Origin of the sequence: Mesorhizobium sp. M0292 (genome assembly GCF_040321695.1) — a bacterium.
Taxonomy (GTDB): Bacteria; Pseudomonadota; Alphaproteobacteria; order Rhizobiales; family Rhizobiaceae; genus Mesorhizobium.
Map to the genome: position 1 here is coordinate 101,507 of NZ_JAMYSB010000006.1, position 15,356 is coordinate 116,862.

Here is a 15,356-nt window from a genome sequence, read left to right on the forward strand (position 1 = left end):
GCGCGGCCGCTTTGACGCGCCAGCAGGAATCCATTGGAGCCATCTTCATGCCTGTTTCGGCTGTCGCCCTGAAGACCATAGACCTTCCTGAATTCGGCGAACCAACAGTGATGCCGCTGGTTCAGCGGCGGACCTACGAAGCGCGCATCGAGGCTCTGCTGGCGCGCGGCGCCGAGGCCGGGCTCGACGCCTTTGCCGTCTATGGCGACCGCGAGCACGCGGCCAATGTCGCCTATCTCAGTGGTTACGATCCGCGTTTCGAGGAGACGCTGCTGGTCATCGTTCCCGGCAGCCAGCCAAAACTTCTCGTCGGCAATGAGGGTTGGGGCTATGCCGAAATCTGCGACGGGCCTTACCAGCGCGTCCTCTACCAGACCTTCTCGCTGCCGGCGCAGCCACGCGACCGCTCGGCCTCTCTATCCGACACGCTTGCCGCCTGCGGCCTGAAAGCCGGCCAGAAGATCGGCGCCATCAGCTGGAAGCCGTTCGGCCCCGGCGATGGCGGCTTTGGCGAGACGACGCTCGACCTGCCGTCCTTCATCGCCGATACGCTGCGCACACTGGCCGGCGACAGAGGCGCGGTGGTCAACGCCGCCAACCTGTTGATGAACCCATCCGACGGCCTACGCGCCATCAACGAGGCAGACCAATTGGCGTCCTTCGAATTCGCCGCGACCTTTTCCTCGCAGGGCCTCCGCAACGTGCTTGGGAATATTGAGCCCGGCATGAGCGAATTGCAGGCCGCGCGGCTGATGGGGATCAACGGCCTGCCCCTGTGCTGCCACCCGATGCTGTCCGCCGGCAGGCGTGCGCCCTACGGCTTGCCTAGCCCGCGCCTCGACATCATCAAGCGCGGCGATCCCGTCACCATGGCCTATGGCATCCAGGGCTCGCTCAACGCCCGCGCCGGCTTCCTGGTCGAGAGCGCGGCCGAACTGCCGCGCGAGATCGACGACTATATCGACAAGCTGGTCGCGCCCTATTTCGCCGCCGTCGTCGACTGGTACGAGACCATCGGCATCGGGGCTGCCGGCGGAGCGCTTTGGAAAGCCGTGCATGACCGCATAGGCGACCCGTTCTTCGGCGTCTCGCTCAATCCCGGCCATCTCGTCCATATCGACGAATGGATGCATTCGCCGGTGTTTTCCGGCTCGGACATCAAACTGCGGTCCGGCATGGCGCTGCAGGTCGACATCATTCCGGCGACCGGAACCAGCTATTTCACCACCAACATCGAGGACGGTATCGCGCTTGCCGATGAGGCGTTGCGCGAGGAGATCGCGGCCCGCTATCCCGAGGCATGGCGCCGCATCGAGGCGCGCCGCGCCTTCATGGGCGATGTGCTCGGCATCAGGCTCAAGCCCGAGGTATTGCCCTTCTCCAACATCCCTGCGTTCCTGCCGCCATTCTGGCTTTCGCGCAACAGTGCGATGACCGTGGCTCGACGCTGACCACATTTCGGCTGGACACGACTTACTTCTGCCGCACTCTCACTGTCCGGGAGGTGCCGCGGGGGTATATGGGCCTTTTGGCCGGAGTGGAATTTTTGACGTGCGTTTGAAGACGATTTGCATTCTTGCACTTGCCCTGTTGATCGCCGGCTGCGGCGGCCGCAAAACCGAGGAACTGCTCGGCAGCGCCGTCATGTCCACGCCGGTGACCGAAATCTCGGGCAATCACTCGATCTTCATTGCCACCACACGCAAGAAATCCGACGATCCCAACAAAGTTTTCGACGGCGAACGCTCGGCGACGCTGAACTACGCCCGCGTCACCGTCACCGTTCCCGGCATCCACCAGACCGGCCAGATCGAGCGCCGCTCGCGCGGCAGGTCCAACGACCCAGCGAAGTACTTCATGGCCTCCGAGGTCGTCGGCTACGATGCGCAGCCGAAATTCTCCAGTGCGCTCAATGCCGACATTGCCGCGCGCGGCGGCCGCGTCATGGTCTTCGTGCATGGCTACAACACCGGCTTCGACGACGCGGTCTACCGCCTGACCCAGATCGTCCACGATTCCGGCTATCCCGGCACGCCGGTGCTGTTTTCCTGGGCATCCGGCGCCAGAACCACCGACTATGTCTATGACAAGGAAAGCGCCAGCGCCGCCCGCGATCAGCTGGAGGTGACATTGCGCATGCTGCAGCAGTCCGGCGCGCGGCGCATCGACATCGTCGCCCACTCGCTCGGAACCTGGGTGACCATGGAAACGCTGCGCCAGATGGCCATCACCGGCGACCGCGATCTCGGCGGCAAGCTCGGCGATGTCGTGCTGGCCTCTCCCGACATCGACGTCGACGTCTTCAAGAGCCAGATGCGCCGCTACGGCAAGCCGGACAAGCCGTTCATCCTGCTGCTCTCCGACGACGACCGTGCGCTGCGGCTCTCAGGCCTGATTGCCGGCTCGCGGCCACGCGTCGGCGACTACAAGGATGCCGCCGACCTCGCCGCTTATGGCGTCACCGTGGTCGACCTTTCCAAGGTCAAGGGAGGCGACAGCTTCAACCACACCAAGTTCGCCGACAATCCCGAACTGGTGAAGATGATCGGCCAGCGGCTGCGCGAGGATGACGGCTTTGCCAGCGACCAGACGGTGACCGACCGCATCAGCGCGCTCGGACAATAAGGCTGTTGCCTTGCGGCGACCGTCGCCGCGTGAGGTCGCGAATGCCGCTCGGCCCGATCACTTTCAACTGGACCGGGCCGGTCTCTGCCTCTACGACATTGAAATCGGCGCCAATGCGCCAGCGGGAGCCCGCGTGAACGAGCGTTGGAAGACTGTCCTGGTCCTTGCGTTCGCGCTCGCTGCCGCCGGCTGCGCCGGCCCGAACACCCATGACCTGTTGAACAAGACGACGGTTTCGGTGCCTGCCTCCGACATCGCGGCCACCCACGAAATCTTCGTCGCCACCACCCGCAAGCAGGCGACCAAGGACCCACGCCAGGTGTTCGATGGCGATCGCTCGCTGACCACCAGCTACGCCCGTGTCGACGTCACCGTGCCGAAGGTCCACCAGGTCGGCGCCATCGAGCGCGCCAAGGGCTCGGCAAATTCGAACCCGGCCAAGCAATTCACCGCCACCGATGTCGTCCACTATGGCGACGCCTCGCAATTCGCCAAGGCTGTCGGCGCCAACATCACCATGAATGGCGACCGCGCGCTGGTCTTCGTCCACGGCTTCAACAACGGCTTCGACGATGGGGTCTACCGGCTGACGCAGATCGCCCACGACACCGAATATCCCGGCACGCCGATCTTGTTTTCGTGGGCTTCGAGCGGCAAGACCACGGGCTATATCTACGACAAGGACAGCGCCAACGCCGCGCGCGACGACCTCGAGGCGACGCTCAGGATGCTCGCCAAGACAAAGGTCAAGAGCATCGACATCATCGCGCATTCGATGGGAACCTGGGTGACGATGGAAGCGCTGCGCCAGCTCGCCATCACCGGCGACCGCGATCTCGACGGCAAGCTCGGCCGTGTTGTCCTGGCATCGCCCGATATCGATGTCGACGTCTTCAAGAAGCAGATGATCCGCTACGGCAAGCCCGACAGGCCGTTCGTCATCCTGCTTTCCGCCGACGACCGTGCTCTGAGACTGTCCAGCCTGCTATCCGGCGACAAGCCGCGCGTCGGCGACTACGGCAACGCCGCCGACATTGCCAGTTACGGCGTCGTTGTGGCCGACCTCAGCCAGATCAAGGGCGGCGACCGCCTGAACCACGCCAAATTCGCCGACAACCCGTTCCTGGTGCAATTGCTCGGCAACCGTCTGCGCGCTCCAGCCGGCCTGGCATCGGACGAACCCACGCAGGGCCAGATCGACAATCTCGGCCGAGGCCTCGGCAAGGCAGTCGGATCCGTCGCCGAGATCATTATCACCACGCCATTCAAGGTGCTGACCATCGCCACCGGCGGATGAGAGCCAAGCAGCGGGCTGATCTCAGATAAAAAGATCGACCTTCTGGAACGTCGTCACGTCGATCAGGCCGACATCGGAAATCCTGAGCTCCGGAATGACGACCAGCGCCAGCAGCGAGTGCTGCATGTAGGCGTTGTTGAGCGAGCAGCCCATCTTGCGCATCGCCTCGGTCAGTTTCTCCGCCTTGGCCGCCACGATTTCCGCCCGCTCGTCCGACATCAGCCCGGCGATCGGCATTTCGACCAGCGCAAGCTCCTTGCCCTTCGAAAACAGCACCACGCCCCCGCCGACCTCGCCCAGCCGGTTGACGGCCAGCGCCATGTCTTCCTTGTTGGTGCCGACGCAGATGATGTGGTGGGCATCATGTGCGACGCTCGACGCCATGGCGCAGTCGCCCATATAGCCGAAGCCTGAGACGAAGGCATTGGTGACGCCGCCGGTGCCGCGGTGGCGCTCGACCAGCGCGATCTGGCAGATGTCGTTGCGGCGATCCATGGCGACCAGCCCGTCCTCGACCGGCAGGTCGGCCTCCAGCGCCCTTGTCGGCGCCTGGTTTTCGATCACGCCGATGACCCGCACCCGCACCTCGTTGGCGCCCTTGGGCGCCGCAATGTCGAAGTCGCCTGGCTTCAGCTTCTTGCCGAGCTTGACGGTGTTCTTCGCCGATTTGGGGTAATCATAGGCCGGAATGTCGATCTCGAGCTTGCCGCCCTTGGCCAGCCTGATACCGCGGCCATAGACCTCGTCGATGGTCATGGCGGCAAGATCGGAGACGATCAGCAGATCGGCCAGCCGTCCCGGCGCGATCGAGCCCAGTTCGCGCTCCAGCTTGAAATGCTGGGCGGTATTCAGCGTCGCCATCTGGATCGCCGTCACCGGCTTCAATCCCTGCTGGATGGCGTGGCGCACCACCCGGTCCATATGGCCTTCATGCACCAGCGTGCCGGAATGGCTGTCGTCGGTGCACAGGATGAAGTTGCGCGGGTCGAGACCGCTCTCGGTCACCGCCTTGATCTGCGAGGCAACATCGTACCAGGCCGAGCCCAGCCGCAGCATTGCCTTCATACCCTGGCGCACACGGGCGATTGCGTCCTCGGCGCGTGTGCCTTCATGGTCGTCCTCCGGCCCGCCGGCGACATAGCCATGGAACGGCAGGCCGAGATCGCGCGACGCATAGTGGCCGCCGACCGTCTTGCCCGCTCGCACCGTGGCGGCTATCTCGCCCGACATCACCGGATCGTTGGCCACGACACCGGGAAAATTCATCACTTCGCCGAGCCCGACGATGTTTTCCCAGGTCATCGCTTCCGCGACATCGGCGACCGTCAGTTCGGCCCCGGCATGCTCCAGCCCCGGCGCGGACGGCACGCAGGACGGCATCTGGACATGGACGTTGATCGGCATGGCGACGGCCTCGTCATGCATCAGCCGCACGCCGGGCAGACCCAGCACATTGGCGATCTCGTGCGGATCGATGAACATCGAGGTGGTGCCGTGCGGGATGACGGCGCGGCAGAACTCGGTCACCGTCACCATGCCGCTCTCGACATGCATGTGCGCGTCGCACAGGCCGGGCACCAGATAGCGGCCGCCGGCATCGACCACCTTGGTGCCCTGGCCGATGGCATGGCTGGCATTCGGCCCGCAATAGGCGAAGCGGCCGCCGGCAACGGCGATGTCGGTGCCGGCTATGATTTCGCCGGAGTGCACGTTCACCCAGCGGCCGTTTCGGATGACGAGGTCGGCCGGCTTGCGCCCCGTTGCGACGTCGACCAGATGCGTCGCCATCTCGGTCCAGGGCTTGGGTTTCGTCGCCGACGGCTGCTTGGCCATGAAAGACTCCTGTTTGCCCGACTGTGCCAAGCCGGCAAGGTTTTGGCCAGCGATCACGGACGAAATCCGTCGATGAGAATTCGCCCGGGGCGGATGCGCCGCACCTGCTCACCCCCGAGGGCAGGCATCAGCGGTGCGGTCATTCAGTTTGGCTTGTGCCGCCACTTATGCTACCATTCTGGCTATGGTGCTGATTTGCGCCGACGACCCGCCGCGAGGCGGGTTTTTGTTGTGATGAGCCCGAAACCTCCTGAGGTGAAGTCATGATCCGGTTCCTGAAAGCACTCGCCTTCGTCACCCTGTTCCTGATCTCGGCCGGCTTTGTATCCGCCGAGGAACGTTGGCAGACCTTGCCGGAGCCGGCGGCGATGCCAAAACCGGATCAGAGCGGGTATGCGCCGGTCAACGGCATCCAGATGTACTATGCCGTTTTCGGCGCCGGTGATCCGATTCTCCTGATCCATGGCGGCCTTGGCCATGGCGACATCTGGGCAAGCCAGGTGGCGACGATGTCCAAGACGCACAAGGTGATCATTGCCGACAGCCGCGGCCATGGCCGTTCTACCCGCACCGAGCAAGCTTACGGCTATGACCTCATGGCGTCGGACTATCTTGCGCTGCTCGACTATCTCAAGATCGACAAGACCGCTCTTGTCGGCTGGAGCGACGGGGGCATTATCGCCATCGACATCGCGCTGCATCATCCGGAGCGGCTGACACGGCTCTTTGCGCAGGCCGCCAACGTCACCACCGATGGCGTCGATCCGGGTGTGCTGACCAACAAGACCTTTGCCGCCTATATCGACCGCTCGGGCCGCGACTACAAGAAACTGTCGAAGACTCCCGACCAGTACGATGCCTTCGTGGCGCAGATCAGCCACATGTGGGAGTCGGAGCCGGCCTGGACCAAGGAACAGCTCGGCAAGATAACCACGCCGACCGCGATCGTTGCCGGCGACCATGACGAGGCGATCAAGCGCGAACACACCGAATACATGGCCTCCGTCATTCCGGGCGCCAAGCTCATCATCCTGCCCAACGCCAGTCATTTCGCCATGCTGCAGGCGCCGGACGAATATAGTCAGGCGGCGCTGGACTTCATCGACGCCAAATAGCGCCCCCAGCTGAGCACCCAGCGCAGCAACGGGTGCATTCCGATTGTTGAACAATGGGTTCCGTTTTGCGGCGAATAGGATTACCTTCCGACAAGGCGCCTTCTGAACCGCCTTTTCGGAGAACTCGATGCGCTGTCTGACGATTGCCAGTGCCGGATTTCTGATTGCTCTGGCCGCGCCGGCATTCGCCGCCGACCCGATGGCGGTGCCGATGACCGAACCAGGCTTCGACTGGACCGGCTACTATGCCGGCCTGCAGGCCGGCTACGGCTGGGGCCAGTCCGACATATCAGTGACGGAAGGCGCGCCGTTTTCCATCTCGCCCGACATTGACGGCGGTTTCGTCGGGGCCCATGTCGCCGGCCTGTGGCAGTTCGACCAGGCAGTGCTCGGCGCCGAGGCGGAGCTCAATTATTCCGCCGTCGACGGTACGGCCGTATCAGGCCTTGGAAGCACATTCCGCACGGACATCAAGTGGTTCGGATCTGTCGACGCCAAAGCGGGCTTCGCCATGGACCGCGTGCTGGTCTACGGCGTCGGCGGCGTCGCCTTTGCCGGCATCGAAACTTCGCAAGTCGCGGGCGCGTCGTTCGCCGGCACACGCACCAATGTCGGCTGGACCTTGGGTGCCGGCGTCGACTACGCGCTGACCGACAAATTCATCGTCGGCGCGCAATATCGCTATTACGATTTCGGCTCCGAGCACTATGACGTGGCGGAACCCTTCAACGATCGCGATCAGGATGTGAAGCTGAACGCGGTCGGTATCAATCTCAGCTACAAATTCTGAGCCTTCTCGGCGACTGAGATTTTCGCCACAACCAATTGTTTTGAAATCACGAACCACCTTTCATGAGTTCGACACTCGGCAAAAGATGGCTTGACGGGTTTTCGCTGGCGTCTGAAAAGGGCTGGCCTGCGGACGTGGCGGAATTGGTAGACGCAAGGGACTTAAAATCCCTCGATCTCTGATCGTACGGGTTCGATTCCCGTCGTCCGCACCAAATTGAAATGCTTAGGATTCGTTCTGTAAGAACTCACTGGCTACCATAGAAAAGGCTGACGCGGGTAGCAACTGAAGAGGTTTAACACTCTTGCTGGAATACCTGCTGCAACACTCCTGTCGGTAGCGACCGACCGCGCGGGCCAGGTCAAGGCACTCCCTTAGGAGCCGGCTGTGGCCGCAGCGGCCTCAACCCGGTGGGCATGCTCCGTCGCGATTTTAAGAAGAGTTGCAGCCGTTTCCTGTGGCGTCCAACCTTGCGCTTCTGACGCAGTCACCAAGGCCGCAAACGCGGCTTCTAATGCGACTTCACAGTTCACCTCACGGTCTGGGCTATCCTCTGGCAATATCGGGGGTTCGACGGATTGGGACATCGTGACTTCTTTCAAAGGGGAAAAACCCGCCGCCCCAGCCTTTTGCCACTCAAACATTTCAGCAAAGGATCATTCCAGCTATCAGCAGCGTGATTAGAACTGACAACGGCACGGCCAGAAGACCGACCAACTCAACATTTCTTGTGTTTTGTCGCTTGTCCATCTTCGTCGCCCGCATGTCGTTGGCTTTGGCATCTTGCCGTCAACGTGCAGCTGTTGGAACCAACCACAAGTGCCGCTGATCGGAGATTCAGTCGGTGCTGCATATTAGCAACACATTGTGGAACGATCGGGCGGCATCAGCCAATTGCTTTTGAATGCGCTTGCACTTGCTTCGTACGATTCCGTACAGTTTCCCCCATAGGGGAGGCGGCCGATGGACTATGACGAGGAAGGCTACAGCATTGACGCCTTCGATTTCGATGTGGTGTGCGAGACCTTCAGGAGATCCGTTCGGGAGTTGAACCTGGCTGAAGAGCATTGGGTAGACCACGCGAAGGCGCTGCTACGGGAATTCACCGACAGCGCACCTGATGACGACATGATTAGCCGGATCGTCGGGCGCTAGTGGCCTATACAGCGGTAGTTGGTTAGAATCGTACCCCGGTCCTGCCACGGAAACCTTTTCCAAGGTTTGCCGCGTCATAGAGGCATCACAGAAGCTCCTGGAACAGATTGCCCAGCGCGGAGGGCCCTATAACGAAAAAGCTCGCCACCGTGAGGCAGCGGGCAGTTTTGGGAGAAACAGAAATGGGAACAATGGACCCCCGAATTGCCAACGGGCCATCGCCAATGCCGTCAGAGAGCCCTGCCTGGACGTGTGGCGTCCTGTCCGGCCCTCGCCATTGATTTCGTCGGCAAGCTTGTCTTTGGCCTCGTGATAGGTCTTGAAGTTGGCATCGGGATGGCAATCGCCGGCTGCCAAGGAGGCCGGCCGCTGGCCGACCCATCAGTTAGGCGTCCGTAGCCAGAGCGTTATAAAGCAGCAAACACGCCAGGATAGGAACGGCGCTGCCTAGCAGCTGGTCTGCCGTGAGGCCGGAAAAATAGACAAGATGAAACGTCACCATCGCTCTACCAATCACGGTTCGGAACACTGCCGAATTAACCGTTAGCCGACGCTAATGTTCCGCTCTGGACTCACTACCGCTTTGGAAGAATCCTGCCGCAGCGATCAGCGCCCCGCCCGACCTTGATCTCAACGTCGGTGCCACAAGGCTTTCCTTCGTTCGCATGGTTCGCAGAGATTAGCACGATCGCATACTCTCATCTCATCCGGCGTCGTCTCCCTCACAAAGCAGCGCCGGTAAGGCTCGGCGACCTTCTTGTTTGTCCCGTGTGCCAAAGGAGGTCGCCGGGCCTGCCGTTGCTCATCTTTGCTGGTGGTTGCTCCTGATGGCTGCGCGTGGCGCCGTCGCCCTACTGCTACCTGCGGGGTAAGGCCGGCGAGCCCTCTTGTCAGGCAGTCCGGCATGTAGGATTATAGTCCTCGTTGCGGCGACCCCCCAATGGAGAGCGCCAATGGCCAGAACCAAACCTTCGGAACAACTTTCCCGGGCTGAAATCGAGCGCTTCCTGGCGGCAGCCGAAGCGCTGCACAAGAGCATCGTCGGGCCGCTCCTGGCGTACCACGGCGAGCACTACCAAGCTCTACGTAAGGTCCATGGACCCCTGTTGAAGTCGATCGAGACCATCACCGGCCAGAAGGCGAAGTTCATCCAGTGGAACGGGACAGGACCGGCACAGCCCCGGGACAAGCCTCCGGGCTAAGTCTCCTCCCGGAAATCCAGCAGCTTGGCATGGCGAAGCTTCTCCTCGCCCTTTAGGAACCGCACGCGGCCGACCAGGCCCGGCTTTAGCCATTCGGCCTTGTCACTCTTGAGCCCTTTCGGCGCCGGCCCGCCAATCTTGCCTTGCACGCGGTCCCATAGGCGCTGGCGCTTGTCCGCCTTGAAGGTGACGAAGGCGCCGCCGGCATAGTGGCCTTTGTCGGCCATCAGCACCATGGCAGGCTTGCCGGCCTCGCGCTGCACGCCGACGATGTCCATCTCCTTTTCGGCATAGCACTTGATCTTGCGCCAGTTCGTCGTCGGACCCGACCGATACTTGCTGCCCTTCCGCTTTGAAACGATACCTTCAAGCCCAGCCTGGTCGACCAGATGAAAGACGGCGTCGCCAGTGCCCGGCATCGCTTCGCTGAACTGGATTCGGCCGCCGTCCGGGATCAACGCCCGGAGGATCTCGCGACGGTCTTCCACCGGCGTGTCCCGCAAGTCATGCCCGTTCAGATGCAAGAGGTCGAATGCTGGCAGATACAGATCGCGCGACGGCTTGCGGCTGGTCGCGGCTGATTGATGCGCATGGAAGTCGGATAGGCCAGCCTCATTGATCGTAATGGTCTCGCCGTCGATGATGAAGTCTTTCGCCTCGATCGCTTCCGCCTCACCGGCAAGTTGGATGTAGCGGCCCGTCCAATCATAACCGTTCTTGGTGATCAGCCGAATCCCGTCATCATCCTTGATGACCTGGGTGCGGTAGCCATCGAATTTGATCTCATGGATCCAATCATCGCCCATCGGCGGCGTGTCGACCAGTTCGGGTTCCATGGGCTTGATGAATTTCAGACGCATGCACTGACTCGCAGAACCGCGACTTCAATTAGCTATCGCTAAATTAGTTCCGGAACATTTTAGACGAATTGGATGTTTGAAGGGCTATGAAGATCGAAGCCGACCAATGCCGGGCAGCGCTGACGCTCATCCGGCGCACAATGGAAGAGCACTGTCCTCCTGGCGTGCTGCCGAGCGAAGAGATGGTCAATGGGCTCTATGGTCCGGAACTGATCCATGAGGCGGAAGCCATTGCCGCCGGCATCGTCGCAACCATTGACCAGCTGCAATTGCCCGTGATGAAACCGCCGTCCCCTAGTATCAAATAGAGACCGACACAGGGAAGGTCGCTTGGCCGCGCGATCGTGGGCTCGCAACGACCGGCGAGGCGATGCCGGCCTCACCAAGGGTTACAGCCCCTCGACCAGCAGCGAAGGCGGCTCGCGGCAGTGCAACGCCCGAAGTGTTTCGAGACGACGATGTCCACCGAGCGTAGCCAGCGCGCGTTGTGCTGCACAAGGACCGAGGCAGCGGCACGGCCGCCCGGGCTACTCCAAAGGCGGCTCTTCGCTCTGTGGAGCCAAAACGGTGATATCCATCCTGGCGATTGTCGATGCGGCGCGCCCCTGGGCGCCAGAATCCGTGTCGCCACTTTCTGCCGCCATTGCCTTGGCGCGATGTCCTACGCTGTCTGCGCTTTTGCCTGGCGCAAATCCTTCGCCCGGTTCTGTCTTTGCGGGTTTCGGTCGAGTTTCAGCTGCCTGCCGATGTTGGTTTCCAATCGCCGAGACCATTGATACCTCCCCTTCATGAGGCCGCGACTGTACCTGTCAAGGCTGTAGCGAGGCTGATCACTTAAGTGGTCGGGTTGCGCCCGCTCGTAGTGGCCCTCCGATCACTGGGCTCTCGATGCCTTGGCGCTCGCGGACGTCTGGTCGGGTGGGAAGTTCAAACTCAGCCGCCCTTTGCGGCACCGGCTTCGCCCGACAACTAGGAACGATTTCGGCCGCCATGTGTTACGCAATCATGAATCTCGCGGATCCCGGATCAACAATGGCAACCGATCTTTTCACGATGCAACTCGCTGATGCTCAGCAGCGCATCAAACAGACCGAGTTCGCGCTGGTACTCAGCGAGAAAATGGTGGCTGAGAACCTCGCTTTATCCAGCAGGATACGATCGGCGAGGCGGCGTGTCCTGAAGGCCGGAAGGCCTCTGGCGACAGTCGACTCAACAAGCTGAAAGAGTTCTTCAAATGATCTCGACCCAGTCCGGACGTGGGAGAGCTTGCCGGTAACCTTAGCGGTAATCGGCCGAGTCGCAGCAGGAAGCGCGCCGAAAACTTGCTGGACGAAGATTGCGGCGTCGCTATGAATCCCGCCTTGTGTTGCCGAATCCGATCTGCGCAAAGGCGCATGGCCGAGACCAGGCAGCGGCTCACGAAGATTGATCCCAGCAGGACGAATTGACCGCTACGGCTCAGTTGAGACGGCACTTCGAAATCACGACTCCCTGCTGAGCTATCAGTTTCCCTCGATCTCTAATCGTATGGGTTCTGCGCACCACCCTTCGCTCTTCGAGCTTCGGGTGGCACGCCACCGAGTAGCCGTCAAACGTCGAGATAGCCGGCGGCGACGAGCATTGCCTTGTATCGTTGGGCAAATCGGCTGGGCAAACGGCTGAGGTAAGCTGACGCGCCAATATCCCAATGCGCGCCCAGTTCGCGGTCGAAGGCAGCCGGGTCGAATTGCAGCAAGCCGCTGCGTGGGTAGACCGTGAATTCTCCGAAGATCGGCTCCCCCTCCTCCTCGTAGAAATCGACACGCACCATGTCGAACTCGCTGCCGAGCGCCTCGGCTGCCTCGATCATCCGCGCCAGGCTCTTGGGAGGGGGAATTTCCAGGCTCGAGTCGATCGCGCCCTGGACGATGTTCAGCGGGCGCCAATCGCGATCCAGGTGGGCGGTATTCTTGGCCGTGGAACGGAAGGCGACGACGACAATGTAGGCGACGCGGCCAGCCAGCACACAGAATTTGTAGTCGACCGGGTCATAATCCTGGTCCTTGCCGACAAGCGCTTCGACGAAAACCCGCCGCTCTATGTGCGCATAGCTGCGCTCCAGCTTGCGGGCGCCATAGGTTTGGCCAAGGTATTCCGTCATCTCGGCAATGATCGCCTCCCGGTCGGCGTTGGCCGGATCGCGAACGATGACATTCATGGCGCAACCGTGGTTGCATTTGACGGCGTAGGGGATTTTCAGGTCAGCGAAAGGGATCTGGCGCGGATCGTCGCCCTGCCACAGCACCTCCGGGATGGCGAGCCCGGAAAGCCGCTCCCTGACGATTTCCTTGGACTTGAGCTTGTCGAGAAGGCCGGTAAAGCGAGGATCGTCATCGAAAATCTTGCGCCAGTGGATCTTTTCCGTGAACGTCACCGGGGCTGCAAAATTCGGCAGATGCCGCATCCGCTCAAGGAAACGCTGGGTCAACCGGCGGTAGCGGACAAGCAGCGCGGCGTTCAGCAAGATGAGAGATGCCCGCGCGCTGTTTCGCTTCAGCCATGCCTTTGCGCCACGCGCCATTCCGGTGTCCTTGCAACCTGCGCAACTTCATCCGCGAAGTGGACGTGCCACCCTGCCCGCAGCAGTGAGGCACGTCGAGCTTCGCCGAGCTAGCCCTTCATCGGGTACAGTTTCAAATGCTGGATCAGGATGATCGTCTTGGCGTCGATGATGCGGCCGTCTGAAATGCCGGCCAGCGCTTCATCAAGAGGCATTTCCAGAACCTCGATGTCCTCGCCCTCGTCGGCCGCGCCGCCGCCGGCCGAGATGCGGTCGGCGGGTGAATAGCGCGCCACAAAGAACCACAGCCGTTCAGTGACGCTGCCTGGGCTCATATAGGGGGAAAACAGCCGCTCGATGTTCTGTAAGCGATAGCCGAGCTCTTCCTCGGCCTCCTTGAGGATGGCGGTTTCGGGATCGTTTTTGTCGAGCAGGCCGGCGCAGGCCTCGATCAGCGGTTCGCGGTGGCCGGTGACGTAGGCGGGGTAGCGGAACTGCCGCACCAGAAGCACCGTCTGACGCTCGGGATCGAAAGGCAGGATCACCGCGCCGTCGCCACGGTCGTAGGTCTGGCGAATCTGCGTCTCCCACTGCCCGTCGCGCCGGCGGTAATCGAGGACGGTCTTCTTCAGAACCGCCCAGTCGTCGGACAGGACTTCCTCCGAGCGGATGCGGATACGATCTTCCATGATGAGCTCCAAGCTGTCGGCGCCATGGCGTAACCGCGAACGGTTTTGCGCGCAACCGAAACGGCGAAGCTTTCACCGCCTCGTGTCTGGTGCCGGCAACTGCCATCGCCTAAATAGCTGCAGCCCTCTCCGGAGTTTTTTTGATGACCGCAGCGCTTTTCCAGCCGATCGCCCTCGATGGCCTGACCTTTCCGAATCGTATCGCGGTGGCGCCGATGTGCCAGTATTCCGCCGAAGATGGCTCGGCCAGCGACTGGCATCTCTATCACTGGATGAACTTGGCGATGTCGGGCGCCGGCATGGTCACCGTCGAGATGACCGACGTCGAACGGCGCGGCCGCATCACCCATGGCTGCCTCGGCCTCTATTCCGACGACAACGAGGCGGCCGCCCGGCGCACGCTGGATGCAGCGAGGCGCGTCGCCGCGCCGGAAACGAAATTCGGCATTCAGCTTGCCCATGCCGGCCGCAAGGCCTCCAACCGAAAGCCCTGGGAAGGCGGCGGCCCATTGCAGCCGGGCGAGGATCCCTGGCAGACCGTCTCGGCCTCGGCCATCGCCTATGACACCGGCTGGAATGTGCCGCATGCGCTGGAGGAGGATGAAATCCTGCAGCTTGTCGAGCGCTTCACTCAAGCCGCGAGGCGGGCCGAGCGCGCCGGCTTCGACTTCCTCGAGTTGCACGCCGCGCACGGCTATCTGATCTTTCAGTTCCTGTCGCCGCTTTCCAACCAGCGCACCGACCGCTGGGGCGGCTCGCTGGAAAACCGCATGCGTTTCCTCATCGAGATCGCCAAATCGGTGAGGAAGGCGGTTCCAAACCTGATGCTTGGCGCCCGCCTGTCGGTGAAGGACTGGGTCGATGGCGGCTTCGAGGTCGAAGAGGCGATCGAGGTGGCCAAAGCCTTGAAGGCGCTTGATGTTGCCTATCTCTGCTGTTCGAGCGGCGGCAATTCTCCGTTGCAGAAACTGCCGACCGGCCCCGGCTATCAGGTGCATCTGGCCGAAGCGGTGCGCAAGGGCGCCGGCATCCCGACACGGGCTGTCGGCCTGATCGACGATCCCGCGCAGGCAGAGGCGATCGTCGCCGACGGCCGCGCCGACATGGTCGCGCTGGCCCGCGCCTTCCTCGCCGATCCGCGCTGGGGCTGGCGCGCCGCCGCCACCTTCAGCGAAAAAATCCATCCCGCGCCACAGCTTGCCCGCTCGGTGACGACGATGCAGCATTGGATGAGGGGCTGAACAGGCTCCG

The 15,356-nt window shown here is 62.0% G+C and carries 14 protein-coding genes and 1 tRNA gene; 11 read left to right on the forward strand and 4 right to left on the reverse strand.

Annotation, left to right across the window (positions count from 1 at the left end):
• Positions 1-47: 47 nt before the first annotated feature.
• The 3 genes from NKI96_RS11630 to NKI96_RS11640 all read left to right on the forward strand — a co-directional run bounded on the left by NKI96_RS11630 (position 48) and on the right by NKI96_RS11640 (position 3,922).
• Positions 48-1,451 (forward strand): aminopeptidase P family N-terminal domain-containing protein, encoded by a 1,404-nt coding sequence (locus NKI96_RS11630; protein WP_352596605.1) that lies wholly within the window; start codon positions 48-50, stop codon positions 1,449-1,451.
• Between the two features lie 100 nt (positions 1,452-1,551).
• Positions 1,552-2,625 carry an alpha/beta hydrolase gene (locus tag NKI96_RS11635; RefSeq protein WP_023706608.1) on the forward strand — a complete coding sequence of 358 codons (1,074 nt, stop codon included), beginning with the start codon at positions 1,552-1,554 and terminating at the stop codon, positions 2,623-2,625.
• A 133-nt stretch (positions 2,626-2,758) separates the two neighbouring features.
• Positions 2,759-3,922, forward strand: a complete 1,164-nt coding sequence (locus tag NKI96_RS11640; protein WP_352596602.1) for an alpha/beta hydrolase — start codon at positions 2,759-2,761, stop codon at positions 3,920-3,922.
• Between the two features lie 21 nt (positions 3,923-3,943).
• Here the strand turns inward: NKI96_RS11640 and ade are convergent, their stop codons facing one another.
• On the reverse strand, positions 3,944-5,755 hold the full coding sequence (gene ade, locus NKI96_RS11645) for an adenine deaminase (RefSeq protein ID WP_023667521.1): 1,812 nt from the start codon (positions 5,753-5,755) through the stop codon (positions 3,944-3,946).
• A 263-nt stretch (positions 5,756-6,018) separates the two neighbouring features.
• Between ade and NKI96_RS11650 the strand changes: the two genes are divergently transcribed.
• The 5 genes from NKI96_RS11650 to NKI96_RS11670 all read left to right on the forward strand — a co-directional run bounded on the left by NKI96_RS11650 (position 6,019) and on the right by NKI96_RS11670 (position 10,017).
• Positions 6,019-6,870 carry an alpha/beta fold hydrolase gene (locus NKI96_RS11650; RefSeq protein WP_352804497.1) on the forward strand — a complete coding sequence of 284 codons (852 nt, stop codon included), beginning with the start codon at positions 6,019-6,021 and terminating at the stop codon, positions 6,868-6,870.
• A 127-nt stretch (positions 6,871-6,997) separates the two neighbouring features.
• Positions 6,998-7,660: an outer membrane protein gene (locus NKI96_RS11655; RefSeq protein ID WP_023695400.1), complete on the forward strand. Its 663-nt coding sequence runs from the start codon at positions 6,998-7,000 to the stop codon at positions 7,658-7,660.
• A 128-nt stretch (positions 7,661-7,788) separates the two neighbouring features.
• Positions 7,789-7,874: transfer RNA gene (locus NKI96_RS11660), tRNA-Leu, on the forward strand.
• A gap of 749 nt (positions 7,875-8,623) precedes the next feature.
• Positions 8,624-8,815 carry a hypothetical protein gene (locus NKI96_RS11665; RefSeq protein ID WP_027050406.1) on the forward strand — a complete coding sequence of 64 codons (192 nt, stop codon included), beginning with the start codon at positions 8,624-8,626 and terminating at the stop codon, positions 8,813-8,815.
• Between the two features lie 953 nt (positions 8,816-9,768).
• The gene (locus NKI96_RS11670) at positions 9,769-10,017 is read left to right on the forward strand and encodes a hypothetical protein (protein WP_023691191.1); all 249 of its coding nucleotides are present in this window, start codon (positions 9,769-9,771) and stop codon (positions 10,015-10,017) included.
• Here the strand turns inward: NKI96_RS11670 and NKI96_RS11675 are convergent.
• Positions 10,014-10,877, reverse strand: coding sequence for an ATP-dependent DNA ligase (locus NKI96_RS11675; protein ID WP_023748756.1), 864 nt, complete (start codon positions 10,875-10,877; stop codon positions 10,014-10,016). The genes NKI96_RS11670 and NKI96_RS11675 overlap by 4 nt on opposite strands.
• An 86-nt stretch (positions 10,878-10,963) precedes the next feature.
• Here NKI96_RS11675 and NKI96_RS11680 point away from each other — a divergent pair, with 86 nt between their 5' ends.
• Together NKI96_RS11680 and NKI96_RS11685 are read left to right on the forward strand one after the other, a co-directional pair.
• On the forward strand, positions 10,964-11,185 hold the full coding sequence (locus tag NKI96_RS11680; RefSeq protein WP_023681532.1) for a hypothetical protein: 222 nt from the start codon (positions 10,964-10,966) through the stop codon (positions 11,183-11,185).
• A gap of 724 nt (positions 11,186-11,909) precedes the next feature.
• A complete protein-coding gene (locus NKI96_RS11685; protein ID WP_023688348.1) occupies positions 11,910-12,098 on the forward strand; it encodes a hypothetical protein in 189 nt (62 codons plus the stop codon).
• Between the two features lie 367 nt (positions 12,099-12,465).
• On the opposite strand, the gene NKI96_RS11690 is transcribed toward NKI96_RS11685, so the two are convergent.
• Together NKI96_RS11690 and NKI96_RS11695 are read right to left on the reverse strand one after the other, a co-directional pair.
• A complete protein-coding gene (locus NKI96_RS11690; RefSeq protein ID WP_352804500.1) occupies positions 12,466-13,437 on the reverse strand; it encodes an ATP-grasp fold amidoligase family protein in 972 nt (323 codons plus the stop codon).
• Between the two features lie 89 nt (positions 13,438-13,526).
• Positions 13,527-14,105 carry an NUDIX domain-containing protein gene (locus NKI96_RS11695; RefSeq protein WP_023667531.1) on the reverse strand — a complete coding sequence of 193 codons (579 nt, stop codon included), beginning with the start codon at positions 14,103-14,105 and terminating at the stop codon, positions 13,527-13,529.
• Between the two features lie 143 nt (positions 14,106-14,248).
• Between NKI96_RS11695 and NKI96_RS11700 the strand changes: the two genes are divergently transcribed.
• The gene (locus NKI96_RS11700) at positions 14,249-15,346 is read left to right on the forward strand and encodes an NADH:flavin oxidoreductase/NADH oxidase (protein ID WP_352804503.1); all 1,098 of its coding nucleotides are present in this window, start codon (positions 14,249-14,251) and stop codon (positions 15,344-15,346) included.
• Positions 15,347-15,356: the final 10 nt, after the last annotated feature.